The sequence below is a fragment of the Marinomonas sp. CT5 genome (genome assembly GCF_018336975.1).
Classification (GTDB): Bacteria; Pseudomonadota; Gammaproteobacteria; order Pseudomonadales; family Marinomonadaceae; genus Marinomonas.
The window spans coordinates 3,458,769-3,483,135 of record NZ_CP025572.1 but is presented as its reverse complement, the minus strand read 5'-3'; the positions used below and the strand labels follow the sequence as shown (position 1 = coordinate 3,483,135).

The 24,367-nt window shown below is 43.4% G+C and carries 19 protein-coding genes, 1 pseudogene and 1 CRISPR repeat array (1 of these 21 running past the window's edge); of the genes and pseudogenes, 15 read left to right on the top strand and 5 right to left on the bottom strand.

What is annotated here, in order from left to right; all coding sequences use genetic code 11:
* Position 1: 1 nt before the first annotated feature.
* Both pseI and pseG read left to right on the top strand, forming a co-directional pair.
* On the top strand, positions 2 to 1,021 hold the full coding sequence (pseI, locus tag C0J08_RS16700) for a pseudaminic acid synthase (protein ID WP_212653048.1): 1,020 nt from the start codon (positions 2 to 4) through the stop codon (positions 1,019 to 1,021).
* Positions 1,018 to 2,016, top strand: a complete 999-nt coding sequence (gene pseG / locus C0J08_RS16695; protein WP_212653047.1) for a UDP-2,4-diacetamido-2,4,6-trideoxy-beta-L-altropyranose hydrolase — start codon at positions 1,018 to 1,020, stop codon at positions 2,014 to 2,016. The genes pseI and pseG overlap by 4 nt, the downstream gene beginning before the upstream one ends.
* Here the strand turns inward: pseG and pseF are convergent.
* From pseF to C0J08_RS16675, 4 genes are all read right to left on the bottom strand, one after another.
* Entirely contained in the window at positions 1,991 to 2,701 is a 711-nt protein-coding gene (gene pseF, locus C0J08_RS16690) for a pseudaminic acid cytidylyltransferase (RefSeq protein WP_212653046.1), read from the bottom strand. The genes pseG and pseF overlap by 26 nt on opposite strands.
* Before the next feature lie 3 nt (positions 2,702 to 2,704).
* Positions 2,705 to 3,892 (bottom strand): UDP-4-amino-4,6-dideoxy-N-acetyl-beta-L-altrosamine transaminase, encoded by a 1,188-nt coding sequence (gene pseC / locus C0J08_RS16685; protein ID WP_212653045.1) that lies wholly within the window; start codon positions 3,890 to 3,892, stop codon positions 2,705 to 2,707.
* Positions 3,879 to 4,874: a UDP-N-acetylglucosamine 4,6-dehydratase (inverting) gene (pseB, locus tag C0J08_RS16680; protein ID WP_212653044.1), complete on the bottom strand. Its 996-nt coding sequence runs from the start codon at positions 4,872 to 4,874 to the stop codon at positions 3,879 to 3,881. Before pseB ends, pseC begins: the two co-directional genes overlap by 14 nt.
* Before the next feature lie 111 nt (positions 4,875 to 4,985).
* A complete protein-coding gene (locus C0J08_RS16675) occupies positions 4,986 to 5,552 on the bottom strand; it encodes a DNA-3-methyladenine glycosylase I (protein WP_212653043.1) in 567 nt (188 codons plus the stop codon).
* A gap of 115 nt (positions 5,553 to 5,667) precedes the next feature.
* On the opposite strand from C0J08_RS16675, the gene C0J08_RS16670 reads away from it, so the two are divergent.
* The 6 genes from C0J08_RS16670 (at position 5,668) to C0J08_RS16645 (ending at position 11,098) form a co-directional block, all read left to right on the top strand.
* Positions 5,668 to 6,288, top strand: a complete 621-nt coding sequence (locus C0J08_RS16670) for an NUDIX domain-containing protein (RefSeq protein ID WP_212653042.1) — start codon at positions 5,668 to 5,670, stop codon at positions 6,286 to 6,288.
* A 4-nt stretch (positions 6,289 to 6,292) separates the two neighbouring features.
* Complete coding sequence (yihG, locus tag C0J08_RS16665) at positions 6,293 to 7,273, top strand: 1-acylglycerol-3-phosphate O-acyltransferase, YihG family (protein WP_212653041.1); 981 nt, start codon at positions 6,293 to 6,295, stop codon at positions 7,271 to 7,273.
* 20 nt (positions 7,274 to 7,293) lie between these two features.
* Positions 7,294 to 7,761 (top strand): DUF1249 domain-containing protein, encoded by a 468-nt coding sequence (locus tag C0J08_RS16660; protein ID WP_249344354.1) that lies wholly within the window; start codon positions 7,294 to 7,296, stop codon positions 7,759 to 7,761.
* 35 nt (positions 7,762 to 7,796) lie between these two features.
* Positions 7,797 to 8,378: a YqiA/YcfP family alpha/beta fold hydrolase gene (locus tag C0J08_RS16655; RefSeq protein ID WP_212653039.1), complete on the top strand. Its 582-nt coding sequence runs from the start codon at positions 7,797 to 7,799 to the stop codon at positions 8,376 to 8,378.
* A gap of 132 nt (positions 8,379 to 8,510) precedes the next feature.
* Complete coding sequence (gene parE, locus C0J08_RS16650) at positions 8,511 to 10,409, top strand: DNA topoisomerase IV subunit B (protein WP_212653038.1); 1,899 nt, start codon at positions 8,511 to 8,513, stop codon at positions 10,407 to 10,409.
* 74 nt (positions 10,410 to 10,483) lie between these two features.
* Entirely contained in the window at positions 10,484 to 11,098 is a 615-nt protein-coding gene (locus C0J08_RS16645) for a UPF0149 family protein (RefSeq protein WP_212653037.1), read from the top strand.
* Positions 11,099 to 11,206: 108 nt separating this feature from the next.
* On the opposite strand, the gene C0J08_RS16640 is transcribed toward C0J08_RS16645, so the two are convergent.
* Positions 11,207 to 12,403 carry an amino acid aminotransferase gene (locus C0J08_RS16640; protein ID WP_212653036.1) on the bottom strand — a complete coding sequence of 399 codons (1,197 nt, stop codon included), beginning with the start codon at positions 12,401 to 12,403 and terminating at the stop codon, positions 11,207 to 11,209.
* 179 nt (positions 12,404 to 12,582) lie between these two features.
* Here C0J08_RS16640 and C0J08_RS16635 point away from each other — a divergent pair, with 179 nt between their 5' ends.
* From C0J08_RS16635 to cas6f, 7 genes and pseudogenes are all read left to right on the top strand, one after another.
* Entirely contained in the window at positions 12,583 to 13,818 is a 1,236-nt protein-coding gene (locus C0J08_RS16635) for a methyltransferase (protein ID WP_212653035.1), read from the top strand.
* A gap of 102 nt (positions 13,819 to 13,920) precedes the next feature.
* Positions 13,921 to 14,748: a WYL domain-containing protein gene (locus C0J08_RS16630; RefSeq protein WP_212653034.1), complete on the top strand. Its 828-nt coding sequence runs from the start codon at positions 13,921 to 13,923 to the stop codon at positions 14,746 to 14,748.
* A gap of 136 nt (positions 14,749 to 14,884) precedes the next feature.
* Positions 14,885 to 15,937 (top strand): annotated as a pseudogene (gene cas1f / locus C0J08_RS16625) (type I-F CRISPR-associated endonuclease Cas1f).
* A gap of 53 nt (positions 15,938 to 15,990) precedes the next feature.
* Positions 15,991 to 18,867: a CRISPR-associated endonuclease Cas3'' gene (locus tag C0J08_RS16620; protein ID WP_212653033.1), complete on the top strand. Its 2,877-nt coding sequence runs from the start codon at positions 15,991 to 15,993 to the stop codon at positions 18,865 to 18,867.
* A gap of 3 nt (positions 18,868 to 18,870) precedes the next feature.
* Positions 18,871 to 19,818, top strand: a complete 948-nt coding sequence (gene cas7fv / locus C0J08_RS16615) for a type I-Fv CRISPR-associated protein Cas7fv (protein ID WP_212653032.1) — start codon at positions 18,871 to 18,873, stop codon at positions 19,816 to 19,818.
* Between the two features lie 8 nt (positions 19,819 to 19,826).
* Positions 19,827 to 20,837 (top strand): type I-Fv CRISPR-associated protein Cas5fv, encoded by a 1,011-nt coding sequence (cas5fv, locus tag C0J08_RS16610; RefSeq protein WP_212653031.1) that lies wholly within the window; start codon positions 19,827 to 19,829, stop codon positions 20,835 to 20,837.
* Positions 20,838 to 20,845: 8 nt separating this feature from the next.
* Positions 20,846 to 21,400: a type I-F CRISPR-associated endoribonuclease Cas6/Csy4 gene (cas6f, locus tag C0J08_RS16605; RefSeq protein ID WP_212653030.1), complete on the top strand. Its 555-nt coding sequence runs from the start codon at positions 20,846 to 20,848 to the stop codon at positions 21,398 to 21,400.
* A gap of 131 nt (positions 21,401 to 21,531) precedes the next feature.
* A CRISPR array of direct repeats spans positions 21,532 to 24,367; the repeat unit is 28 nt; unit sequence GTTCGCCGCCGAGCACGCGGCTTAGAAA (it continues 3,313 nt past the right edge of the window).

Genomic DNA, 24,367 nt, shown 5'->3' with positions numbered 1-24,367 from the left:
TATGTTCGAACGAACGCCTTTTATTATTGCTGAGTTATCGGGCAACCATGATCAAGATTTTGAACTAGCTAAAGCAATGATTCACGCTGCCGCAGAGGCGGGGGTGGATGCTATTAAGCTGCAAACCTATACGCCAGATACCATGACGTTAGACGTGCGTCATGGTGAATTCATGGTATCTGAAAGCGATAGTTTGTGGCGTGGCTCCAACTTGTATGATCTATACAAAAAAGCCTCAACCCCTTGGGAATGGCATAAGCCTTTGTTTGAATTGGCTGAGTCGCTAGGGTTAGTTGCTTTTAGTTCGCCTTTTGATTTAACGGCAGTGGCATTTTTAGAATCCATCGACGTTCCCCTGTACAAAATAGCTTCTTTTGAGATGACGGATATTCCACTGATTCAGGCCGTCGCTCGCACGGGCAAGCCGATTATTATGTCGACGGGAATGGCGAGCGAAGAGGAAATTGCCGAGGCTGTGGCCACCATTCGCGCTATTGGCGATAACCCGCTCACCTTGCTTAAGTGCACCAGTACTTACCCTTCCAAAATTGAAGATTCTAACCTAGTGACAATGGCCGATTTAGCAGCAAAAACAAATTGCCCAGTTGGATTATCTGACCACACCCAAGGCTTAGGTGCGGCTGTCGCAGCAACGGCGCTCGGTGCGACCGTTATCGAAAAGCACTTTGTTTTAGATCGAAGTGCTGGCGGTGTTGATGCTGAATTCTCTATGGAGCCCGAAGAGATGAAAGCGCTGGTGGTGGCTTGTCGAGCCGCTAAAGCGGCCCTTGGCACCGTAACTTACGGTGGTTCAGAGGCAGAACAAGCTGCGAAGAAATATCGTCGTTCTATTTATGTGGCGGCCGATTTGCCTGCTGGAACGGTTCTGACCGAAGAGCATCTGAAAATTATTCGCCCATCCTATGGGTTAGCACCTAAACATTGGCCAGAGGTATTAGGAAAAACTTTGGCTGTCGATGCACAAAAAGGTCAACCGCTTGCTTGGGATATGATGGCGTGAAACTTTTGGTGCGAGCCGATGCTTCTGTCGAAATCGGCATGGGGCACAGAGTTCGCTGCCAAGCCTTGATCCATGCCTTTGACGAATTAGGCTGGCAATGTCAGTTTGTGGTAGATCGTCGTTATCAAGCCTTTGCTTCCCCTGAAGATTGTTTTATTGGCGGCAAATCAGAAGAAGAGTGTAAGTCTGAGTTTTTAGCTTTGGCGAAACAGGCTGATGTCGTGGTATTGGATCACTACGGCTACAGTGCCGAAGAGATTACGGAATTGCATCAACATCAGCCAAATTTACTGGTGTTAGATGACATGAATGATAGGGGCGACTTCTCTTGTAAATGGCTCCTAAACCCACTCAAAGAAACCTATTCCCAACGGATAGAATGTCCATTAACGGGAAGTTCCTATGCCTTATTAAGACCCACCTTTCAGCGCTTAGAGTCAAGTGACAGTACCCCAAATCAACTGCTTATTACCTTGGGGGGAACCGATCCTTTGGCTTTAACGTGGCCAATTTTAGACGCCTTGGAGTCATTTGGTTTTCCAATGCAAGATATTCAAGTGTTGCTGGGGGCGAATGCCAAAAACGCTGATCAAGTCATCTGCTTCTGTAAAGAAAAGCATATTGCTGTTGAGCAGGGGATAACGAATGTTACTCCTTTGATGCAACGGGCGAAATTGGCGATTTCCGCTGCGGGTGGAACGCTATTTGAGTTAGCTTGTGTGGGCGTACCAACGCTATTTGCTCAGGTGGCCGATAATCAAACACGCTCCTTAGAGCAGCATACTCCCTTGGGTTGGTGTCGCTCCATTCGGTTTGATAATGTCGCTGAAAGCGTGCGGCAGCAACGAATTGAAGCTTTGGTGAAGGAGGCAAGTCAGCGTTGGTTAGACAAAGCATGGCAAGAGCGTGCCCGTAAAACCGCACGCAGCTTAGTGGATGGAAACGGCGCTAAGCGTGTGGCTGAAAAGATTAACTCTTATTTTTCAGCGCCATGATTTGTGTTAAGCGCAACCAATCTTCTTCGGTATCTAAGTCCTGAATTCTGTGTCTTGGCAGCATCAGTGGCTTGGACCTAGGACCAAAAATTTCCTGCTCAAACCAATCTTTCGTGCTTGCCCAATAGAACTGCCCCGCATCATGAATTGCTTCGATTAAATCTTGTGAGCGTTTGCCAATGTGTTCAGGGAACATGGGGGCTAATTCACCATTTTTTTGAATATGAAGCGCGCGCTGAATGGGAAAGGCAAAGGTCGTTGCCGAAAAACAGAAGGCCGTTGTTTTGTCTAGTTGTGCTAAACCTTGCTGAAGATCTTCAGGCGTTAACATTGGGCAGGTGGCATAAATGAGACAGGCTTGGTCAGGTGTTTTGCCTTCTTTCATTATTTGGTTCAAAGCATGCTGCATGACTGGAGTTGTTCCAGTCATATGATCCGCCAAATCCGCAGGACGTAGGAAGGGCGTTTCCGAGCCAAATTGCCGCGCGACGCTAGCTATTTCATCATCATCGGTAGACACAATAATACGATCAAATAAGCCTGAAGCCTTTGCTGTTTCAATCGAATAAGCAATCAAAGGCTTTCCGTCTAATAGACGAATATTCTTTCTTGGTATACGTTGCGAGCCGCCACGAGCAGGAATAACAGCAACTCGATAGCTTGGTGATTCAGCAGAGTTCTTCATGGTTTAGGCGCTCATCACACGGTTAGCAATCAAAGCATGCTTTAAAATTAAAGCGACTCGCTCTTGCTGTGCGTAAGTAAGGTCGGCAAAAAGCGGCAAGCTCAAGGTACGAGCGTAATAATCTTCAGCGATCGGGAAGTCGCCACCTGCAAAACCAAGCTGTTGATAATATGGTTGGATATGCACAGGGATATAATGCACCTGAGTCCCCACACCGGCCTGACGCAAACTGTCAAATACCCCTTTTCTAGCGGTTTCATTGCCGATGGGTAATAAAATGGGAAACAGGTGTAATGACGAATAATTGTCTTTGTCCTGATAAGGCAAGATTACGGGTAAATCTTTGAGTAACCTTTGGTAGTTTTGAAACTGCTTGTGGCGTCGAGCAATAAAATCGTCCAAGCGCGATAGTTGAGATAGGCCAAGAGCCGCTTGCAACTCGGTCATACGGTAATTAAAGCCTAAAGTGTGTTGTTCGTAATACCAGTCCCCAGGGATTTGCGTTAATTCCTCAGGGGACTTTGTTGTCCCTTGGGCGCCATGGGTTCGCATGTGTTTAGCGAGCTGTTCGTCATTTGTGACAGCCATACCGCCTTCTGCTGAGGTGATTATTTTCACCGGATGAAAGCTGAAGACACAAATGTCGCTGAATTCGCCATTCCCTACGTACTTGTTTTGGTATTTGGAGCCAATCGCATGGGAAGCGTCTTCAATGATACGAAAGCCATACTCTTTAGATAAGATATGAATGGCTTTCATGTCGCAGGATTGGCCTGCAAAATGTACGGGAATAATGACTTTTGGTAATTTACCTTCGACTTTTGCTCTGGCCAATTTATCGGCTAATTTTTCCGCGCACATATTGTAGGTACGAGGATCAATATCAACAAAATCCACGTCCGCACCACAATAACGAGCGCAATTGGCAGACGCAATAAAGGTGTTCGGCGAGGTCCAAACGCTATCGCCTTCACCAACACCTAACGCCAAACAGGCAAGATGCAAAGCCGAAGTCGCACTGTTCGCTGCAACGCCGTAGCGAGCGCCTACTTTGGCGCAAAGCGCCTGCTCAAACTCGGTAACGCAAGGGCCTTGAGTTAAAAAATCTGAGCGTAGCGATTTTACCACGGCGGCAATATCGTCTTCGCTAATGGACTGTCGACCGTAGGGGATAAAATCAGTGTGCGCCATCGAGGGTTAAAATCTCTTCAATACTTAAAAAGTGAGGGTTGTTACCAGATTGGTATTCGTAGCCTGGTTCAACCAAGTTGCCTGTTTCACCTAAACGGTTATGAGCGAAGTCCATATTTTCCTGATGAAATTTGATGCTGGGTGAAATCACATAATGGTCTTTAAATTCATAGGTATGATAAGAATCATCAGCAGGACACATAACTTCATGCAGTTTTTCACCTGGACGAATGCCCACATCTCGGGTTGGAATATTAGGAGCATACGCTGCTGCCAAATCCATAATGCGCACAGATGGAATTTTCGGGACAAAGATTTCACCACCATGCATGCGTTGGAAATTCTTTAAGACAAAATCGACGCCCATTGGCAGCGTAATCCAGAAACGTGTCATTTCTGGATGGGTAATAGGAATAGAATCCGCGCCTTCCGCGGCTAGCTTCTGGAAGAAAGGAACAACAGAGCCACGAGAGCCAACCACATTACCATATCGAACCACAGAGAAACGGGTGCGACCTTGACCAACCATATTGTTCGCGGCAACAAACAGTTTGTCTGAAGCAAGCTTGGTGGCACCGTAAAGGTTGATTGGCGCTGCGGCTTTGTCAGTAGATAACGCAATGACTTTCTCTACGTCATTCGCAATGGCAGCAGCAATCACATTTTCCGCACCATGGATGTTGGTTTTGATGCATTCCATTGGATTGTATTCCGCAGCCGGAACTTGTTTGAGTGCCGCAGCGTGAATGACAAAATCCACATCTCGCATGGCTTGGCTTAGACGGTCTTTGTCACGAACATCACCGATGAAATAGCGCATACAAGATGAATCAAATTCTTGTTGCATTTCGTATTGTTTGAGTTCATCACGAGAATAAATGATCAGTCGTTTAGGTTGGTAGTTAGCTAATAATGTTTTGACATACTGATGGCCAAAAGAACCTGTGCCACCAGTAATAAGAACGCTTTTATCATTGAACATGTTTAATACCAAACGAGGTGATGAAAATATAAAGATACTTTTATTATATCGACTACTTTAGGCTAAACCTTAATGAAATCAAGGAACTGCCGCTAATTAAGGCGCTTTTATCTATTTATTTTGTTTTCTAGATATGCATTCAGCAATGTGATCGTTCACCATGCCTGTAGCTTGCATAAAGGCATAACAGGTCGTTGCGCCAAGAAATTTAAAGCCTCTTTTTTTCAGGTCTTTGGCAAAGCGAGTGGACAGCTCCGTCACGGCGGGCGCCTCGGTGTGATGCTTGATTGGGTTATCAATGATTTTATTGTCGCTAAATGCCCAGTAATACTGGTTAAATGAACCAAATTCATCGACGATTTTCAAAAAGGCTTTTGCATTATTTATGGTGGCTTCTATCTTTGCTCGATGACGTACGATACGTTCATCTAATAATAGTCGCTCGACGTCTGTCTCGGTCATTTTTGCGACCTTATTAGGATCGAAATTATGGAAAAGTTCTCGATAACCTTCTCGTTTGCGTAAAATAGTAATCCAACTTAGACCTGCTTGCGCGCTTTCGAGTACAATACACTCAAATAGCATTTGATCATCATGGACAGGAATTCCCCATTCATTATCATGATAGTGAATGTATTCAGGAGATCCTAAACACCAAGCGCAACGTATGTTTTCCATTAACAACTCCAAACTTGTCATAGTTGCCGACATATTTTGTCGACGTTGAGAAGGCGTAGCGTGACTTGCCGTGATGAATCAATCATATCAGACCTTATTTCAAGGAAGCGATAATATGAAGTTTAAACCAACTTACAACAAAAAAGATGTTGAGGTTTTAACCGACGAATGTCTCTACAAAGGCTTTTTCGAGTATCGAAAGCTGACTTTGAGGCATAAAAAATTTAGCGGTGAATGGAGCGAGCCTATGTCTCGCGAGATGATGGTTCGCAGCGATGTTGTGTGCGTACTTTTGTTTGATCCAGTTGCCGACAAAATATTGTTGATTGAACAGTTTCGTCCTGCTGTATTAAAGAGTGAATCACCTTGGTTACTTGAGTTGGTTGCAGGGATGGTGGAAGAAGGTGAAAGCGATGAGGAGGTAGCACGTCGTGAATCTCTAGAAGAAGCCGGTGTATCAGTAAATCGCTTAGAGTATATGTTTAAATTTACTCCTTCACCGGGGGGATTGGTCGAACATATTCGCATGTATGCCGCTGAGTTTGATTCCAGTTTGGTTGATACCTCGAAAATTCATGGTCTTGATAGTGAAAATGAAGATATTAAGCTGCATTTAATTTCTTCAGATGATGCCATTGCTCTGCTTAAAAATGATGTGGAAAACGCCAGTACTATTATGGGGATACAATGGTTTGCTTTAAACAAAAACGATTTACTAGCCCGTTGGTGTGTCTAAGCAGATGAAGCCAGAAGTTTCTACCTTTGCCTACAAAAAAACACTGATTCAGCCAGTAATTGGTCTGGTTTCTTTTGTATTCATGTGTATCAATGTATTTTGTTGGGCATTGTTGGTTCATCTTATCGCGCCCTTATTACTATTAAAGCGTACGTCATATGAAAGTTTTGCTGAACGTTGTGTGAATCGTTTGTACGATGGTTGGTTGGCCTCTTGTGAGTGGTGGTTTAGACATGTTTTAGGCGTAAGGTGGGAGCTGGATGACACTATGCAGGTCGACTTTGAGCATTGGCATTTAATCATAGCTAATCATCGATCATGGGTAGATGTTTTTGTCATTTTTGCTCAGCTTAAAGGTCGTAGGCCCTTGCCAAGAGTGTTTATGAAGCAAGCCTTGATTTGGATGCCCTTTGTAGGTACGGCAACCTATATTATGGGGTTTCCCTTTATGAAGCGTTATACCAAAGAGCAGGTTAAAAAGAACCCTAAGTTAGCGGGTAAAGATTTAGCTACGACAAAACGATCTTGCAAACGATTACTAAACCGTCCTAATTCCATCATGAGTTTTGTCGAAGGTACTCGGTTTTCACCTAGTAAACATGAGCAACAATCTTCACCTTATCAATACTTACTTAAGCCAAAAGCTGGTGGCATAGGCTTTATATTGCAAACTATGCCTGGAACAATAAAAAGTATTACAGATATCAATGTCTTATATGAACAAGAAACCGTAACTGGATGGGATTTGTTATGCGGTAGAATCGGCAAGGTAAAAGTCATGGTACGCGAAGTGGCTCTGCCTGAGAGTATTCTGGCGCTAGACTATCGAGCAGCTGAAAAAGATAGAGAGCACTTTTTTACGTGGTTTAATCTATACTGGCACGATAAAGATGTGCGCATGAACCATCAATTGGAAAGATTAAGACAACCATCAAATAAGGGCGTCGAACAAAATTTTGCAGCGAGTAAGACTTCGCAAGAATGAACAAGGTGACGAAGGGTGACATGACTAAGAAAACATCGAAACACTATGTACCAGATTTAGTGAGCTTACAATTGCTCGGCGAACTAAACTATCGCCGACTTGGTAAACTCATGCGTGGACAAGAAGAGATGGATTCTTGGAATTTTTCTATTCATAGCGCAGGCGATCAAGAGAGCCGTTTACAATTGACGCTTGGCAAAGAGAGTCGTTTTACGTCTGAAATTATGCTGGAATTTGGCCCGGAAATTCCAAAAAAACTGCTCTTCAAAACTACTCTGTCTATGACGATTCGTTTGTACCATGATGTAGGTATTGCAGAGATTACTGATGGGCATCGACAATATCAGGGAGCCTATCCTTATCCCAATGATGCCATGTTGCATCGAGATGAAAAATTTCGTTTAAACCAGCAGTTAGCTGATTTGTTAGAGCTTTGTTTGAAGCATGGTCATCGACTAAACAATACCTTGTCCTTTCAGTTCGCCTAATTTTGATTTTAACCTTTTAACAGAGATGAAACCCCTTGACTGCTCTATTGTATATTCATGGTTTTAACAGCTCTGAGCGTTCCCATAAAGCCATGGTGCTGTGTAATGCAGCCAAAGATATGGGAGTACCTGACGCGGTGATTTCGCCTCGTTTATCTTGGCAGCCTGCTGAAGCAATTAAGCAACTAGAAGCCATCATTGAAGCCAATCTAGAGCAAGGTATCACACTGATTGGGAGCTCACTTGGCGGTTTTTATGCTGTTTATCTGGCGGAGAAATATTGTTTAAAAACCATTTTGGTGAACCCTGCCGTGCAAGCCCCAATTTTATTAAAAGAGCATCTCGGAGAACAATTTAACCCTTACACCGATGAAAAATATGAATTAACTCAATTGCATATGAAAGAGCTTGAGCAATTAATCGTTACTGAGCCAACCGCTGATTTATATTGGCTGATGATTCAAGAAGGTGATGAGGTGTTGGATTACAAAGAAGCACTAAAGTGCTTTCCGCAAACGGCACGATTAACCCATGAAAAAAATGGAGATCATCGCTTTACTGATTTTGAACGATTTACCGGAGAAATTCTGCGTTTTGCTGGAATATTAACTGAGTAAGCTACTGCTTTTGTTGGACTATTTCACACTAAGTAAAACCAGTGATAGACTCTAGCCCATCTAATTTACACTCGCACGCTATACAGTCCTTTTTCCCTGTATTGCACGATCAACTTGGAAGTAAAAACACGCATGTCTGCAAAAGAATATAACGCCGGATCCATAGAAGTTCTTAGTGGCTTAGAACCTGTACAAAAGCGTCCAGGAATGTATACAGATACTTCACGGCCAAACCATCTAGCACAAGAAGTCATTGATAACTCCGTGGATGAGGCGTTGGCGAAGCATGCAGATCGCATCGAAGTCATCTTGTACAAAGATGGCTCCTTAAGCGTAGAGGACAACGGTCGTGGTATGCCTGTCGATATTCATCCAGAGGAAGGTATTTCCGGTGTTGAATTGATTCTGACCAAACTTCACGCGGGCGGCAAATTCTCCGGTGATAATTACCAGTTTTCAGGTGGTTTACATGGTGTGGGTGTATCGGTAGTTAATGCTTTATCTACTTCATTAGAAGTTTGGGTAAGACGTAACGGTGTCCATTATCACATTGGTTTTGAAAATGGTTTCAAAACTTCAGAGCTAAAAGAAATTGGCACAGTCGGTAAGAAAAATACCGGCACAAAAGTGAAATTTACGGCCGATACAAAATATTTCGATAGCCCTAAATTCTCTCTCTCGCGTTTAAAACATCTATTAAAAGCCAAAGCTGTACTGTGTTCAGGCCTTCATGTCGTGTTTATCGATCAAAGTGGCAGTGAAGAGGTTCGCGAAGAGTGGTTTTATCAAGATGGTTTGAAAGACTATCTGGCTCAGGCCAACGATGGTTTTGTATTGCTACCAGATGAACCTTTTATCGGTGGACTAACTGAAAAAACACAAGGTGTTGACTGGGCTGTGCAATGGCTACCGGAAGGTGGAGAGCTGGTCACAGAAAGTTATGTTAACTTGATTCCTACTGCTCAGGGCGGAACTCATGTTAATGGGTTGCGAACTGGTTTGTTAGACGCCATTCGTGAGTTTTGTGATTTTCATAATTTATTGCCTCGTAGTGTCAAACTCACCGCAGAAGACGTGTGGGATCGTTGCAGTTATGTACTTTCCGCTAAAATTCAAGAGCCTCAGTTTTCGGGTCAAACCAAAGAGCGACTGTCTTCTCGTCAAATTGTTGCCTTTATCTCAGCGACAGTGAAAGACGCCTTTAGTCTTTGGTTGAATAAGCACGTTGAAGACGGCAAGAAAATTGCTGAAATCGTCATTAATAGTGCGCAAACTCGCCTAAAAGCCAGTAAAAAAGTTGTTCGTAAAAGAGTGACTCAAGGCCCAGCACTACCGGGTAAATTGGCTGACTGCTCTGGACAAGATTCTGCACGAAGTGAGCTTTTCTTAGTGGAAGGGGACTCGGCTGGTGGCTCTGCTAAACAGGCTCGTGAAAAAGACTTCCAAGCCATTTTGCCACTTCGCGGTAAAATTCTTAATTCTTGGGAAGTGGATTCTAACCAAGTACTGGCATCACAGGAAATTCATGATATTTCTGTAGCGCTTGGTGTTGACCCTGGTGAAGAAGATTTGAGTGGTCTGCGTTATGGCAAAATTTGTATTCTTGCCGATGCCGACTCGGATGGGTTGCACATCGCTACCTTGATCTGTGCTTTGTTTGTGCGTCATTTTCCAGCTTTGGTGAATGGTGGACATGTGTTTGTGGCGATGCCGCCTTTGTACCGAATTGATCTTGGTAAAGAAGTTTATTACGCCCTTGATGACGAAGAAAAAGACATCACCTTGCACAAAATTGCCGCTGAAAACAAACGTGGTACGCCAAACGTACAACGATTTAAAGGTCTGGGTGAGATGAATCCATCGCAACTTCGTGAAACAACCATGGCACCGGATACACGCCGTTTGATTCAACTTACCATGGAAGACAAGTTGGACACTGATGAGCTACTTGATAAGTTGTTATCTAAAAAGCGTGCAGGAGACCGCAAAAGCTGGCTAGAAACGTACGGTAACTTAGCGATTATTGATTAATGAATCAAAATATTATCGCTTTTGCCTAGACAAGCTAAAATATATGTATAGCTCAACTGATTGGAAACAAATGAATGCCTGAAAAGAAAGATGATGACGTCATCAGCGAAGAAGTCCTTTACGAGAAAATAGATCATTATTTATTAACGTTTGGGACAGACCGATCGCTTATGTGCGTATCGGAGTTAGATGGTTTCTTAACTGCGTTAGGCTGTTCTGTACAAGAGCTAGAGCCAGATGTTTGGTTGAATGCTATTTGGGGGGCGGATGAAGATCAACCAGTTTGGGAATCGACCGAACAAGAAGATGAATTCCTAAGTCTTGTCTTAATCATGTATATGGAAACCATGAATAGCTTGCTGTTTGGGGAGTTTTATCCCATTTACTTAGAGCAGGAAGTCGATGGTGAATACAATATACTAGTAGAAGAGTGGTGTGTTGGATTTATTCGTGGTGCGAAATTGATTGGCCTTGGAATCAACGGTGATCGAGATTTCTTTGATGAAGCGTTAGCTCCAGTTCGTTTGTTTGGAACGGAGACTGGTTGGAAAAAACTCGAAGGTATGGTGGAAGAAGAAGTGGCTTTCTGGCGAGATACTATAGAGCCATCTGTTTTGCGTTTGGTAAAACATTATCATCCAGAAACACAAACTAGTGTAAAAGATTCAGATAAGCGCATTCTTCATTAAACCGAAACTTTATTATCCGCTAGGCTTGTGAATAATAGGCCCTAGATCAAAAAAAACGTGATCAGTGATGAATTGAACTGATCACGTTTTTTGTTTACCGCTTAGTTGTTAACCAACAACTTTTGCAATGCTTTCGCATAAGTAGTCGATGTTGCTATCACTAACACCAGACACGCTCATGCGGCCAGTATCGGCAATATAGATAGAGTAGTCATTACGTAAAGCGCGAACTTGCTCTAGAGTCAAACCAGAGTAAGAGAACATACCACGCTGATCTTTAATGAAGCTAAAGTCTTTGCTAGCACCCGATGCGGCTAACTTTGCAACCAGCTTTTCACGCAAGCCATTAATGCGGTCGCGCATTGCAGCCACTTCTAATTCCCATTCTGCTTTTAGTTCAGGATTACTCATAATGGTGTAAACCACAGCCGCACCATGAGCAGGTGGCATAGAGTAGTTCGCACGAATTGCCTGACCAATAATAGAGAACGCAGCATTGGCTTCATCCGCAGACTCAGCAATAACACTTAAACCACCACAACGTTCGCGGTAAATTCCGAAGTTTTTCGAAAAAGAATTGGCGATTAACATATCTTTAACGTTGGCCGCCATATGACGCAGACCCGCTAAGTCTTCATCTAAACCATCACCAAAACCTTGATAGGCTGCATCAATCAAAGGCAGCAAGCCGCGTTTATTGACAAAATCGGTTAATACTTTCCAGTGGTCGAATTGTAGATCGATACCCGTTGGGTTGTGGCAGCAGGCATGCAGCAATAGAACATCACCTTCTTTTGCTTCGGCTTCTAGTTTCGCCATCATATCGTCAAAGCGCAGGCCGTTTGTTTCTGGGTCGTAGTAAGGGTACTCTTGCACCTCTACACCAGCAGAGTTGAAAATAGACTGGTGATTTCCCCAAGTAGGATCACTTACCCAAAGACGGGCGTCTTTCAAGTTGGCACTGATAAAATCGGCCGCAACTTTCAGCGCGCCCGTTCCACCAGGTGTTTGGGTTGAGCGGATACGACCCGATGCAATTAATGGATTGCCTTCACCCAATAGTAAATCTTTAATAATGGCTTCAAATTCAGTCGCGCCATAAATGCCTAAATAACTTTTAGAGTTTTCTTGCTCAAGCAAAATAGCTTCCGCTTTTTTTACCGTATTCAAAATCGGAGTGTGGCCATTATCGTCTTTATAAACACCTACACCTAAATCAACTTTATTTGGGTTTGGATCTTGTTGATGGGCAATAATAAGGGCTAAAAGAGGGTCGCCTGATACAGCTTTAAGATGCTTGAACATGATATTTTTGGGGTCCTTTTTTTACGTCACAGTAAAATCGCTGTGAAGATAATTGTTGCTTGAATAGCCTCTTCATTTTGCCGTTTTTATGACAAAATACAATCCAAGTGAGAGGGAATTTTTCCCAATACTGTAAAGAAATATAGACACCCTGATTTTCCTTCCTTGCGAGCCAATTCATGACTGCTTTCCAACATCACTTTCAACTACTGGATGCCTGGCTAAAAACGCATACATCACTCTGGCAGTTCGATACCTTTGCTCGTTTGGACAATCCTTGGAAAAATGCTTATCCCGAGTTGGCCACGTACCTAGAAAAAGAGAGTCTAGAAAAAGAGAGTCTAGAAAAAGAGAGCAGGGAAGGGCCAAGCGATTCTTTCTACGCGCAAGTTTTTCGTCTCTGTCCAGACCTAAAAAGTCCGCTGAATTTTTCCGAGCTTGAAATGCTTGATCTAACTTCGGAGCGAACACTTACTAACACAATGCCAAGCTATGTTTCAGCCGGAATAAAAGGCCGAAAGTGGTCGCAAATCCAAGCCTTTGTCGCCCTGACGCCAAAAGCAGAAAGCTATGTGGAATGGTGTGCAGGAAAGGGCTACCTGGGCAAATTATTGGCCTTTCAAGACAACAAGCCCGTTCACAGCCTAGAATGGCAAAAAGCCTTGTGTGATGCGGGCGAACAAGAAGCCAAACGACTCAATCTACCACAGATGTTTACTCATGCCGATGTGCTAAAAGGTGAAGGCGAGTTGGCGTTAGCGAATACTCACTGCGCTGTAGCACTTCATGCTTGTGGGGACTTGCATCGAGAGCTCATCCAGCAAGCAATTGTGGCAAACACGGGCAAACTTTGCCTTTCTCCATGCTGCTACCACCTGACGAAAGAGGCGCTTTATCGCCCACTATCCCAATGGGCAAAGCAATCCCAGCTTAATCTACGCCAAGCCGATCTCAAACTCGCGGTAAAAGAAGTCGCCACCGCAGGTGCACGTGAACAACGCCTCAAGCAACTGGAACTTACTTATCGCTTAGGGTTCGATTCATGGCAAAGATCGGCTCGTCAGCAAGATGAATATCTGCCTGTTCCCTCCATCCAAAAAGCCATATTGAACCAAGGCTTTACAGCCTTTTGCCACTGGGCGGCGGAACAAAAAGGGTTGTTACATTTAAAAGCCGATTTGCCCTTTGAATCATTCGAATCACAAGGCCAACAACGCTGCCAACAAATTCAAAAACTCGAAGCCATCAGCCAACTCTTTCGCCCCGCGCTGGAATACTGGCTTGTCCTTGACCGCGCCCTTTACCTAGAAGAAAACGGCTACCAAGTCGAGATAGGAAAATTCTGCGACAAAAGCCTAACCCCAAGGAACTGGATGGTTAGGGCAGAGCGCAAATCAATAAGCAGCGCAGAGTGACAAATTCATTGATCTGACTACAAAAACACCACAATTGTGGTTTGGTTATCACAAAAAACTGCGTTACATTGCTAGGCTACAAAGAGTAAGGAAGTAGTCAATATGGAAGTCGCGCAGCGTTATTGGATGTTAGAATTAATTGCCTTTTGGGAAGGACAAATAAATACCAAACCACTAATGACTGCTTTGGGCCTCACGCGGCAAAGTGTCAGTCAGCTTCTTAAACAATATCAGACCGATTTCCCAAACTCGTTAGATTATGATGCCACACGAAAAGCCTACCAAGTAACAAGCTATTTCAAACCGCACTACATTGACCAAACCGTGGATGAATACTTTGATTGGCTAAACTACGGTAAAATCCCCACCTTTTCCAATGCGGCTAAAGACGCCACCCAATACAGAATGCAAGCCTTAGCGCGCTTCGTCTCACCACAGGTCATGCGACCTTTATTAAAAGCTGTTAAAGACAAAACCGCTGTGGATTGCGAATATTTATCCGTTTCCAGCAGCGACCCGCAAGGCCGATTAATTTACCCCCATAGCTTTGTGAAAACCGCCGGACGATGGCACGTTCGCGCCTACTGTGACGTACGAAAACAATTCCTCGACTTTGTACTCAGCCGCTTTCAGAGCGTCGAGTACGATGGCAAAATCGCCGAACAGACCGCACAACAAGACACCCTGTGGAATACTCAAGTCTCACTGATTCTTACTCCTGACTCCCGCCTTACCGACAAACAAAAACGTGTGCTTGAAAACGACTACGGCATGACAGATGGTCAACTGAACATCACTACCCGCGCCGCCCTTGTCAAATACACCCTCGACGACTTACAGATCAAAACCAAAATGCTCGAAGCCAACCCACAAGCCCAACAACTGGTGTGTGTTAACTACACCGACATAAAACAATGGCTATTTGACTGATAAACACTGTTTAACACTGACATAAGGCAAAACCTGTCAAATTACTTTACCTGTGTAAATGGACAGCGTTGTGGCATTGAGAGAAGCAAGGCACAGTGGATACAAGGCAAATAACTAGAGCGAGAAGGGACAAACAATGGAACAGTTCTCACCATCGGATATGAAAACCATATTGCACTCTAAACGAGCCAATATGTACTACCTCGAATACTGTCGGGTGATGCAAAAAGATGGTCGAGTCTTGTATCTCACGGAAGCGCTTTCTAATAAAAAGTCAGGAGAAAACCAGTATTTTAATATCCCGATTGCCAACACCACCGTGCTTCTACTTGGTAATGGGACCTCGATCACCCAAGCCGCCATGCGTATGCTTGCTCAAGCAGGCGTGTTAGTTGGCTTTTGTGGTGGCGGTGGCACGCCTCTGTATATGGCGTGCGAAGTAGAATGGTTTACTCCGCAAAGTGAATATCGCCCGACAGAATACCTCCATGGTTGGCTGCAATTTTGGTTTGATGACGACAAACGACTTGATGCAGCGAAAACTTTCCAAAAAGCGCGCCTTGATTACCTTGAACGGATTTGGACAAAAGACAAAGACTTAAAAGGTGAAGGCTTCGCCCTGCAAGATGCGGTATTACAATCGTCTTTCGAGACCTTTCATAACCGAACCGATGCCGCGACGAAACAATCCGATTGATTACTCACCGAAGCTCAGCTCACCAAATCCCTTTACAAATACGCTGCTAATGCTGTGCGTATTGAGGATTTTAAACGTCAGCATGACTCAAGCGACAAAGCCAACGATTTTTTAAGCCACGGTAACTATCTCGCCTACGGCTTAGCCGCTTGTTGTTTATGGGTGCTCGGCATTCCTCATGGTTTTGCCGTCATGCATGGCAAAACGCGCCGTGGTGCGTTGGTGTTTGATGTCGCCGACTTGATAAAAGACGCCATCGTTCTGCCTTGGGCCTTTGTCTGCGCCAAAGAAAACGCCACAGAACAAGAATTTCGTCAGCAAATTCTACAAAAATTCACCGACCATAAAGCGTTAGATTTTATGTTTGATACGGTCAAAAACGTGGCATTAAATCTTGGTAGTTCATCAAATAAGCAAAATGACCTCGAAGAACAAGAGGCACTTGTAGGTCGTTCTTTAGAGCGACAAAACGACGAGGATACCGAACGATGATGGTGACCTTTGTTTCTCAGTGCGAAAAAAACTCACTCAAAAAGACCCGCCGTGTGTTAGATGCTTTTGCCAATCGAATCGGCGACAACACATGGCAAACCCTGATTACCGAAGACGGCTTGCTTACCGTCAAAAAAATGCTGCGTCAAACCGCCAGCAAAAACACCGCCGTAAGTTGCCACTGGATAAGAACCCGTGCCAGAAGTGAATTGCTTTGGGTGGTGGGGAATAAGAATAAGTTTAATGAACAAGGTATCGTGCCGGTTAATACCACAGAAAAAGAGGTTTTTATGGATGTTGTAAGAGACAAACCCAAGCAAGGTGTGTTGTATGCTAACACTCATTTGCAGCCATTAAGCGAGCACTTGTTTGCAGTCGGTTATGTTGCCGAGCAGCTACATCACAAGTTATTTCCCGAAAGCACACAGTTTTCGCTGGTAAACTTTATTGCTGGTTGCTTTCATGATTTAGGAAAAATTGATCCTAAGTTCCAAGAATGGGTTACTAACCCCAAAAAGAAAGAATTTGTAGCAGAAGATGGCCAGCATATTGATGATGCTAAATTTAGCTTTGATAAACACCCTAGGCACAATGAACTATCATTATTATTTTACCACCTACTAGATAGTGCTGAGCTGAAAGCCCTCAACCCGAGTAATAAACGTTCAGTAAAGCATGCTGTGTACTGGCATCATGCTAAGCCATATCGCAAAGAGAAAAGTGGTTTTGATTCTTACAAAGACATCTGTAAAAAGCTTATAGCAAACCAGAAGGGAGTTGGTTTAACTGATATTGTCATGCAAGCTCAAACACTGCTTAAGCTCGTTATTGGTATAGATAAAAAATATCGAAACTCAAGCAATAGTCTGCTAGAAAAAACTTTTTCAACTGAAATTGCTGAGGCATTAGAAGCGAATCTCCCTGATGCACCACCTTTACCTAATTACAAAGAGTATGAGCTGGAAGAGTCAGTCTCGGCCAATAATACCAATGTAAAAGTTAACGCCTTGAATAATATTGCACGTGCTTGTTTGATCACCGCTGATCGTAAAGTCTCTGCTTTAAGTGCTGCAGAGTTACATAAGGCCATTTTTGAGCGTAACTTAAACGATATCGTTACTGATCTGCTTGGCGTTGAGTCTACTCTTTGTGGTGATATCGATACGTGTCTCAAAACTTTTTTTCCTAATAGTGAACGCAGTAAAAAGCAAAGTGACATTGCTAAGGAGCTGACTACTGCCGAAGATGTTGCGGTACTTGCTGGAGCTGCTGGCTGCGGTAAAACCAAAATTGCTTTGGAATGGGCAAAACTACAAGGTGCAAAACGCATCATTTGGGTATGTCCCCGCGTACAAGTCTGCCAAGGTTTATTTTATGAACTAACCTCAGAACAATATCTGCCTAACAGCACCATTGAAATTAATACCGGTGAGTTTAAATTTCATAATCAGTGGGATAACCGAATTTCCGATGACGAAAATTTTTCTGGAGATATCGTTATTACTACTATTGATCAAATTTTGGGTGCAGTGATCAGCCATACTAAGGCCAATACTCTTATCGATTTTTTAAACGTGCATGTAGTATTTGATGAGTTTCATGAGTACGTGAATATGGCATCGTTTAATTTGTTGTTTGCAGAGCTAATAGCATCTAAAAAAATGCAGCAGCAACAGGCGAATACTTTATTAGTGTCGGCAACGCCACATTACGTTTTTGTTGAAGAGTTATTGAGCATTCATCCCGACGATATCAAAGTCATGCCATCGTTCAACCAAAGCCAATATCAACTCAATTTTAAAGTATTTGATGATAGCAAACTTGATAATACTAACCCGTTATTTGTCCCACAAAGGGGCTGTACCTTCGTAATCAGTAATATGGCGTTAACAGCACAAAATAGCTTTATCACTAATCAACACACTGAAAATGCCGTGCTGTTGCATTCAAAATTTATTAAAAGTGATAAACGTAAATGGTTTGCTGAGGTGTACGAGGCATACAAACGTGCTGGTACACGTAAGTATGAGGTATTGCGCAGTGGTCCAATTGTGCAAGCGTCGCTTAATATCAGTTGTGATTATATGGTGGCCGAAATCACCAGTGCTGAAGATAGCTTACAGCGGTTAGGACGATTAGATCGTTTTGGCGAAAATAGTGATGTAAATATTTACACCTTAGCTGTACCAGAATCCGTCGCTAACGGAAAAGGAAAAAGCCCAGCAGCAGGTTTTTTAGGAAAAATGTACGTACTGAGCTCAGTGCGGGCGTGGTATCAGTTTTTACAAAGCGAGCTTGTCGATAGAACTTTTACCTTGCCTGAAATTTATCAACTTTATTTCAAATTTCATCATACTGAGCGTAATCGAGATTTTATAGAGAGTGATCTAGTAGCAGCACTTAAAAATAGTGTCCAACAAATTAATGCAAAAGTGATTGATCCCATCACAGTACCGCGGAAGAAAAATAAAGATAAAAAACATAACAAAATCAGCAAAGCATCGCTACGTGGTGATAATCGTTTTGTGCAATTGGCATTAATTAACTTAACCAATTTAGTACCGCAATTCTTAGATGAGTATGCTTATTCAATGCCACTAAATGATGACAGCAATATTGATAACCTCACATATCCCACTAGAGTCATCCGTGGTTACGATCAAAGTGACAAAGACTTGTTATCTCACATGTTTAAAAAACACCACAATATTATGGGAGGAATTAAATCCTATAATGATAATGCGTTGTTAAATGAAGCGCGCGATCCAGAATCGCCCATTTATTTAAGTTACACCACCAACGACCTACTAAATGTGGGTGGAGAAAGTGCCCGACATCCACACGCTATTTATTATGTAGTATGTGATAAGCAACCGATTGGCGCAATGTCTATCAAACAAATTAATCAAACCACAGAAGACGAGGAATAACCTATGGAAAAAGTAACCGGAATTAAAAGTGTTGATTTTAAGATTAAAGCATTGGGTCATGGTGTAGTGAACTGGAATGGCCCAACTACTTTAACTGGTGATAACGGAAAAACAGTAGACAACCATACGTTGCCAAAATTGAGAGGTTATTCAAACTTAACAGGTAAAATAAAAGACGAGACAGGTTATAAATATAAAAAAGAGGCGACCGATATCGATTTTAAAAAAACGCCTTTATACATAAGTCAAAACTGTATTCGCCACCACTTATTTAAAGAGCAAGCTTTTGATCTACATTTTTCAGGAGAAAAAAACTTAGAAAAAGTATTGGCTTCTATTACAGGACTTGTTCGTGGCTATGTTGTGCCTTCTAGTCAATGCAAAAGAAGCAGCCCATTATTAATAGAAGATTTCGTTGATCAATTAGGAAATGGTAATTTTGAGCAGTTTGGTCAGGCAGGTGAACGAGATAGTTCATCGTTTTTTTCTAAAACCACGTTTGGCGATACTGAATATATTTCCTATGGCTCTATTAGCATTGAGCAATTGCAATTTATCTCACTAGATAAAAAGTTTGACCGTGCTAGCATGATCATTAAAGAAGGTCAGGGTGAAGAAGTTGCAGAAACAGTGCAAGCTTTCATCAAAGGGCTCAATCCATCGTTAAATCCAATCGCGACTTTTCATAGTAATTATGTCCGTAAAGGCACTATTTTCGAAGAAGGTGAGTGCGGAATTTTACTGAATGATGATGCAATACAAGCAATTATTGAGCATACATTGTCACGTATTGCCGATTTAAGTATTCGTCAAGCCAAAGGTTACATGTATGTTGATGAAATCACGGTAGATTATAACGACAGTCATAAAATGATGCGTATTAAGCGCGATGAGTCAGAAATCGTTAGTGAACCACAATCGCAGTATGCCCAATATTTTTACGCAAAATAGGAGGCAATATGAAAATCACGATTGATTATGATTCATGCTGGCGTAACTCGTTTTTGGGTGGCTCAAATAATGAGACACTACCTAAAAGGGGGAGAGAGTTTTTAGGTTCTATGACTAACCTTAAAAAAGAGGGAAATTTTAAAGTCTGTGATATTACATTAGATACTGTAATGGGATTGTTAAATCGATTGATTGGTGACCAGCGTAAGCTATATCAAGCGCGCAATAAAAATTATGAAAATACTTATTATTTTGAAAATTTAGAGGGTAAAGTAACTTTTATAGATAAATCATTATTGACTAATGAAATGACATTTATTCGTAACATGAATGGTAGTACAGATCAAAATTCATTTACGGGAATGATTAAAATAACCGATTCTGTTTTTACGTCTGATTATTCAGAAGAGTTTTGGGGGGTATTAAATCTAGATGTGCCAGAGTTATGCCGTTTTATCGTTGACAAGGTAATGGTTGAAGAAAGTATTAAACTTGACCCAATTGAAATTATTAGTCGCCTTGAATTTTTGAATAAAGAAAAACCTAAAAAAAATGAAAGTGTCGTTGCTAGTGCAGTGAATACTTTAAAATCACTTTTTCCTGACATAGACTATTTTAATAAAAAAGGTCAGGTAATGACCATTAGCCTTTATTGCTCTGCTTTATATTTACAATTGGTTCGGCTAGAGAAAAAGTATGATATGTCTACTGCAAAGACTAAAGCAGGTGGCATAAGCGGTATTTCAAAACGAGGTTTTACTAAAAAAGATTTTATGGACAGGTTCACGACAGGGCCCAAAAAAACAATATGGGGAAATCCCTTTGTTAAAAAAGAAAAGATAAAGGGACAAGGAGAAGTAACAACTATGATGACTAAAGCTAGTGGGCAACTAGAAATAATTATTGATGTTGAACGTGATAAAGGGCTCGAAATTAAAAAACTTATTGAGAATGCTGGCGTGTCGAGTTTTTATTTAGGTAAAAAAGGACTTGCTTATGTGTCAAATATTCGAGTTTAGGGGGAAGTATGGATTCTTATATTGATATCCGTATTAGGCCAGATGCTGAAATGCGAGAAAATGTATTATTAAACAAGGTATATATCAAGTTCCATAAAGCCCTTTTCGATCTAAGATCTTTAGATATAGGGGTTAGCTTTCCTGAAACGAAAGTTATGCTTGGAACTTTAGTTAGAATACATTCAAGTCAAGAAAGATTAGAAGAGCTAATGGCTCTTTCATGGTTAGGTGGTTTATCTGGTTATTGTGTATTCAGTGATATAAAAACAGTGCCTGAATGTGCTCAATACAGACGTGTCTTTCGTTGGCGCCCTAATATGAGCAAATCTCATCTAAGACGCTTAATAAAGCGAGGTTCAATTTTAGAGCATGAAATGAAAGCTTATAAAGCCAAAATGTTTGCTGATCAGATGACCACCTTGCCTTATCTTGAAATGGAAAGTACCTCTAATGGAAAGCACCATCGACGTTATATTAAAATGACGGATATTCAAGCCAGCCCACAGATCGGTGACTTCGACTATTTTGGTTTGAGTAAAACAGCAACAATTCCTTGGTTTTAACCAATGAAAAAGGCTCTTTAAAAAAACACTTTAAAAAACAGCAAGTTACAATATGCCGAAAAACCATTGGTAAAAACGTCTATTTTTACCTAACTGCATGTTGTAACTTGTTTTTTTGCAACTAGACTATTGTTTGCCGCCGAGCACGCGGCTTAGAAAATTATCGAGGTTATACGCTTCAAGAGCTGGCTGTTTGCCGCCGAGCACGCGGCTTAGAAAGTCTCGGCGAGTATGGGCAAGGCTAAGCTAGTGTTTGCCGCCGAGCACGCGGCTTAGAAATGCGTCATCGGGATTTCGATCGGGCATTCGTCGTTTGCCGCCGAGCACGCGGCTTAGAAAATCTGGAGCTGTGAAGTTGACGGGGCAGGATCGTTTGCCGCCGAGCACGCGGCTTAGAAAATCTTTAGATAACTGAACTGCGTCATCCGATGGTTTGCCGCCGAGCACGCGGCTTAGAAATTCTTGCATGGATACAGTTTTAAGTACCCTGAGTTTGCCGCCGAGCACGCGGCTTAGAAATATATATTGTTGCCCTACTAACCCCGAATTGCGTTTGCCGCCGAGCACGCGGCTTAGAAATAGCGCGATTTTATACACGCGCTCAACTTCCAGTTTGCCGCCGAGCACGCGGCTTAGAAAGAAAGTTTCCCCTGGCTCTGCTTGAATGATAAGTTTGCCGCCGAGCACGCGGCTTAGAAAACTCTTGGAACGTCTCTGGCGCTTCGTCAAAAGTTTGCCGCCGAGCACGCGGCTTAGAAAAATTAAAAATAGATTATGCGTTTTGGGATGATGTTTGCCGCCGAGCACGCGGCTTAGAAAAAAAACATTGCAGAAAGTTCAGTCCATTTTGTGTTTGCCGCCGAGCACGCGGCTTAGAAATTCCAAGTCAAAAAAGGCACTAAGGGCTTGCTTGTTTGCCGCCGAGCACGCGGCTTAGAAAAAAAGAGCAAGAGCGTATTATTTTCTTAATACGTTTGCCGCCGAGCACGCGGCTTAGAAAACTTGCCGCCGCACCCTTTAGGCAATTCATTAGTTTGCCGCCGAGCACGCGGCTTAGAAATTATGAAGGTGGTGATAGTTCAGGTGGTTTTGGTTTGCCGCCGAGCACGCGGCTTAGAAAATATAACAGAACAAGAGCGATACGCTAGAGTTGTTTGCCGCCGAGCACGCGGCTTAGAAATACATATATGTGACAGAGGTTAGCGTATGAGAGTTTGCCGCCGAGCACGCGGCTTAGAAAACACTACTGGACGGGTTCGCATGTCGCAGGACGTTTGCCGCCGAGCACGCGGCTTAGAAATTTGTATTATCTTCGGCACTGTCCCAATCTTTGTTTGCCGCCGAGCACGCGGCTTAGAAATCTTGGTGCGAACATGAACCAAATCGCCTACGGTTTGCCGCCGAGCACGCGGCTTAGAAATTACATGTACAAAGCAACATTCATTGATAAGCGTTTGCCGCCGAGCACGCGGCTTAGAAAGTTGTCATTTCTAAATGGCTTATTTCCTGCGGGTTTGCCGCCGAGCACGCGGCTTAGAAATTTTGTAGACCGTATTAAGCGTAAATATTTGCGTTTGCCGCCGAGCACGCGGCTTAGAAATTCTAAGTTCAACACTTTGAAATCATTAAATTGTTTGCCGCCGAGCACGCGGCTTAGAAAATTTCGCGGCCTCGATAGCCGCCGCCGTGGTCGTTTGCCGCCGAGCACGCGGCTTAGAAATTTAGGGTTTGCGCCGTGTCTACACCCTCAGAGTTTGCCGCCGAGCACGCGGCTTAGAAAACCCGAACGAATCACCAGCCCACCAACCCCCGGTTTGCCGCCGAGCACGCGGCTTAGAAATTGACTGACACCTTTTCCCTCTCTGACTGTTTGTTTGCCGCCGAGCACGCGGCTTAGAAATGAGACTTAGTGACAGGCGTTTCTAGAGGTTTGTTTGCCGCCGAGCACGCGGCTTAGAAATTTAGCAAGTAAAGCAAAACAAGAAGCAATACGTTTGCCGCCGAGCACGCGGCTTAGAAATGATAACAACCCGCCTACTACACCTGCTGCTAGTTTGCCGCCGAGCACGCGGCTTAGAAAGAAATGATCACGTAAGGCGCTTTCTACTTGTGGTTTGCCGCCGAGCACGCGGCTTAGAAACTGCGGCAATTCAGCAAGGTATTGATGAAGCCGTTTGCCACCGAGCACGCGGCTTAGAAAATAAGTCTGGCATTTATGAGGCTTGCACATCAGTTTGCCGCCGAGCACGCGGCTTAGAAAAAAAATATGCGGTGTTAAATTTGAAAATAAATGTTTGCCGCCGAGCACGCGGCTTAGAAAAGTAGGGGGCGGCTTTTCTACGCCTGTAATAAGTTCGCCGCCGAGCACGCGGCTTAGAAATCGTTGCTGTCCACTGGTGATAGTGTGATAGTGTTCGCCGCCGAGCACGCGGCTTAGAAATTGCTGTCATTCGCTCTCTAGACGGTACGTGGGTTCGCCGCCGAGCACGCGGCTTAGAAATGTGAGGATCACGGAGAGCCTAGAGCAATAGGGTTCGCCGCCGAGCACGCGGCTTAGAAACCAACGAGAAATGTAAGCCGATTCTTTGTAGCGTTCGCCGCCGAGCACGCGGCTTAGAAATACAGTGGGAAGAAGAGGGGATCTAACATGGCGTTCGCCGCCGAGCACGCGGCTTAGAAATCAAGCGCGTCTGTTTTGCCCTCTGCATCCAGGTTCGCCGCCGAGCACGCGGCTTAGAAAGTTATGACTGGCTAAGCCGGAAGATTTGCATGGTTCGCCGCCGAGCACGCGGCTTAGAAAATCTACATAATCAGCAAAAGGCCCTGTATCGAGTTCGCCGCCGAGCACGCGGCTTAGAAAAAGGTCATGGCGGAATACATGGAATTGTGGGAGTTCGCCGCCGAGCACGCGGCTTAGAAAACATTTTGAACCCTTGCTGGTGATGTAAAAGAGTTCGCCGCCGAGAA

Bases quoted from the DNA above. Each gene is read 5' to 3' on its own strand.
- pseI (WP_212653048.1), top strand. From the start codon at position 2: ATGTTCGAACGAACGCCTTTTATTATTGCTGAGTTATCGGGCAACCAT.
- pseF (WP_212653046.1), bottom strand. From the start codon at position 2,701: ATGAAGAACTCTGCTGAATCACCAAGCTATCGAGTTGCTGTTATTCCT.
- pseC (WP_212653045.1), bottom strand. From the start codon at position 3,892: ATGGCGCACACTGATTTTATCCCCTACGGTCGACAGTCCATTAGCGAA.
- pseB (WP_212653044.1), bottom strand. From the start codon at position 4,874: ATGTTCAATGATAAAAGCGTTCTTATTACTGGTGGCACAGGTTCTTTT.
- C0J08_RS16675 (WP_212653043.1), bottom strand. From the start codon at position 5,552: ATGGAAAACATACGTTGCGCTTGGTGTTTAGGATCTCCTGAATACATT.
- C0J08_RS16670 (WP_212653042.1), top strand. From the start codon at position 5,668: ATGAAGTTTAAACCAACTTACAACAAAAAAGATGTTGAGGTTTTAACC.
- yihG (WP_212653041.1), top strand. From the start codon at position 6,293: ATGAAGCCAGAAGTTTCTACCTTTGCCTACAAAAAAACACTGATTCAG.
- C0J08_RS16660 (WP_249344354.1), top strand. From the start codon at position 7,294: ATGACTAAGAAAACATCGAAACACTATGTACCAGATTTAGTGAGCTTA.
- parE (WP_212653038.1), top strand. From the start codon at position 8,511: ATGTCTGCAAAAGAATATAACGCCGGATCCATAGAAGTTCTTAGTGGC.
- C0J08_RS16645 (WP_212653037.1), top strand. From the start codon at position 10,484: ATGCCTGAAAAGAAAGATGATGACGTCATCAGCGAAGAAGTCCTTTAC.
- C0J08_RS16640 (WP_212653036.1), bottom strand. From the start codon at position 12,403: ATGTTCAAGCATCTTAAAGCTGTATCAGGCGACCCTCTTTTAGCCCTT.
- C0J08_RS16635 (WP_212653035.1), top strand. From the start codon at position 12,583: ATGACTGCTTTCCAACATCACTTTCAACTACTGGATGCCTGGCTAAAA.
- C0J08_RS16630 (WP_212653034.1), top strand. From the start codon at position 13,921: ATGGAAGTCGCGCAGCGTTATTGGATGTTAGAATTAATTGCCTTTTGG.
- cas7fv (WP_212653032.1), top strand. From the start codon at position 18,871: ATGGAAAAAGTAACCGGAATTAAAAGTGTTGATTTTAAGATTAAAGCA.
- cas5fv (WP_212653031.1), top strand. From the start codon at position 19,827: ATGAAAATCACGATTGATTATGATTCATGCTGGCGTAACTCGTTTTTG.
- cas6f (WP_212653030.1), top strand. From the start codon at position 20,846: ATGGATTCTTATATTGATATCCGTATTAGGCCAGATGCTGAAATGCGA.